The 2,863-nt window shown below is 56.8% G+C and carries 2 protein-coding genes; both read right to left on the bottom strand.

Annotation, left to right across the window (positions count from 1 at the left end):
* Window positions 1-386: 386 nt before the first annotated feature.
* The gene (locus tag ACYVOC_RS12700; protein ID WP_461162048.1) at window positions 387-2,393 is read right to left on the bottom strand and encodes an ABC-F family ATP-binding cassette domain-containing protein; all 2,007 of its coding nucleotides are present in this window, start codon (window positions 2,391-2,393) and stop codon (window positions 387-389) included.
* A 45-nt stretch (window positions 2,394-2,438) separates the two neighbouring features.
* Window positions 2,439-2,863 (bottom strand): hypothetical protein (locus tag ACYVOC_RS12695; RefSeq protein WP_461162047.1); only part of this gene is annotated, 425 nt, incomplete at its 5' end.

The following is a 2,863-nucleotide window of genomic DNA, read 5'->3' as shown; positions in this document are numbered from 1 at the left end:
GGGAGCATGACGAACATGCTCCCTTTTTACCTGCCCGGGGCAAGCTGCCGTCTTAACTGACTGGCATTGCGCAGGCGCGGGCTTTTGCGTTGAAAGATGCGCCTTGGAGGCGCTTTCGCAACCGGTCAGAAACGGGCGGGAGAGCGCTTGCGATCGCGTTCGTCTTCAGGCCAAGCAGTCAAGATGTTGTTTGCAGTCATGTGGAAAACTCCTGTGATGGACATACAACGGAGCGACTACACAACGGGTTGACGCATCTGATCAAAAAAATGCAACGAGGGATAACCCCTGGTAATTTGATGTGTGCTCAGCAATTAAAAACGATAGCTACCAGCGCTTTACTACCGGGTGCTAGGGGTTGAAAATCCCCTCAATTTAATATGAAATCAAACACTGAAAGAAGCCGCTTCCAGCTGCGAAGAAAGTTCGAGCCAGCGTTCTTCCAGGGTCTGCGTTTCATCACTACCGGTTTTCAGGCGACGCCCGCAGTCGGCAATCTCGGCAGGGGGCAGCGCCTGCGTCAGCCGGTCTTCCAGCACCCGGCGTTCTTCGGTCAGTTCCTTTAAACGCTTGTCGATCTGCTCAAGCTCACGCTTGTAGGGGCGCAGCTTGTCGGTCATTTGCTGGCGCGCCTGGGCGTCCTGCTTGCGCTGTTCCTTGGCGTCAACCGCCGGTTTGCTGTCTGTGTGCGGCTTGGCGATGATGGTGGTCGGTTTGGCCACGCTCACAGGGGCCGCATGTTGCTCTGCAGCGGCTTCGCTCTTTGCCAGTTCGCGCTGGCGCTTGGCCTCGTCGAGCAGGTAGCGCTGGTAGTCGTCCAGGTCGCCATCGAACGGTCCGACTGCCCCGCGTCCCACCATCCAGAACTCGTCACATACGGCGCGCAGCAAGGCGCGATCGTGGCTGACCAGCATGACGGTGCCCTCGAACTCATTGAGCGCCATGGAGAGCGCCTCGCGGGTCGCCAAGTCAAGGTGGTTGGTCGGCTCGTCCAGCAGCAGCAGGTTGGGGCGCTGCCAGACGATCATGGCCAGCACCAGGCGGGCCTTCTCGCCGCCGCTCATGCTGCCCACACTCTGTTTGACCATGTCGCCGCTGAAGTTGAAGCTGCCCAGGTAGCTGCGCAAATCTTGCTCCCGGCTGGGTTCGCGGCTGTTGGGGCCTGCTTCCTTGGCCAGGCGAATCATGTGTTCCAGCGGGTTCTCGTGCGGCCGCAGCACATCGAGTTCTTGCTGTGCGAAATATCCGATCGACAAGCCCTTGCCTTCGGTGATGGTGCCTGCCAGCGGCGCCATGGTGCGGGCAATGGTCTTGACCAGGGTGGATTTACCCTGGCCGTTGGCGCCCAGGATGCCGATGCGCTGGCCCGCCAGCACACTGCGGCTGACTTTCTGCAGGATGGTGGTTTCCACCCCGTCCTCGCCCAGGTAGCCGAAGGACGCATCGCTGATCGCCAGCATCGGATTGGGCAGGTTGGCCGGTTCCTTGAATTCAAAGGTGAACTCGGCATCCGCCAGAACCGGGGCAATTTTCTCCATGCGCTCGAGCGCCTTGACCCGGCTTTGCGCCTGTTTGGCCTTGCTGGCCTTGGCCTTGAAGCGCGCAATGAACTTCTGCAAATGGGCAATTTTGTCCTGCTGCTTGGAGAAGCTGGTCTGCTGCAACTCCAGCTGCTCGGCGCGCAAGTCTTCGAACTTGCTGTAGTTGCCGCCGTAGCGCGTCAATTGCGCATGGTCTATGTGCATGGTCACATTGGTCACGGCGTCAAGAAACTCACGGTCGTGGCTGATGACGATCATCGTGCCTTCATAGCGCTTGAGCCAGGCTTCGAGCCAGACCAGTGCGTCCAGGTCCAAGTGGTTGGTGGGCTCGTCGAGCAGCAGCAGGTCGCTCGGGCACATCAGTGCGCGCGCCAGCTGCAGGCGCATGCGCCAACCGCCGGAGAAGCTGTTGACGGGTTTGTCCAATTCGGAAACCTTGAAACCCAGGCCGAGGATGAGTGCCTGCGCGCGAGGCACGGCGTCGTGTGCACCGGCGTCGTGCAGGTCGGTATAGGCGTGCGCAATGGCCATGCCATCGTCTGCCGCTTCGGCGGCCACAAGCTGCGCCTGCATTTCCATCAGCCGCGTGTCACCTGCGACGACAAAGTCGGTCGCGGGCTCATCTGTCTCGGGCATGTTCTGTGCCACCTGAGACATGCGCCACTGTGTTGGGATAAAGAAATCGCCGCCGTCTTCATGTAAACCGCCGTTGAACAGGGCGAACAGACTGGATTTGCCAGCCCCGTTGCGGCCGACGAGGCCGACATGCTCTCCGGGGTTGATGGTGGCGTTGACACGGTCGAGCAGCACCTTGGCGCCGCGGCGGAGAATGACGTTTTTAAGAGTAATCATCTATTCATTGCAATATTTCGCACTTGAAAATAACGGGGAGAAATTTTAATAATTAGGATTTGAATAGTTCTTCGTGCAATTTGAACCGGTTGCAAATTTTCCTGCGCCATACGTAGTATCGAAAGTGACTTTGTACAAATAGTCAACATAGTTTACGGTTGCTGGTCCGCGGCTTGTTCGGTCGGCAGCGATAGCGTGAAGAATGTTTTCCGATTCGGGCGGTTTTCTTCCCTGCCAGACTGTTTCGTTGCCATTTAATTTTATATTTCCCAACTCGCCTTCAGGGAAGAAAACTTTGATCTGATCCCTGTCTTTTCCTGATGCGTGCAGTATAAATTCTGCCGGTTTAGGTGTTTTTCCTAAAAAAACACCTCGGTGAGCTGGAATCAAGAATTTATTTTCGTTTAAAAGCGCTTTCATTGAATTTATGAGATCCACTTGTTGGGCGTACGTTTCTATTTTACCTTTGT

It is taken from the genome of Simplicispira piscis (genome assembly GCF_054783455.1).
Note: the sequence above shows the minus strand (reverse complement) of the source record. Positions and strands in the feature narration are given on the sequence as shown.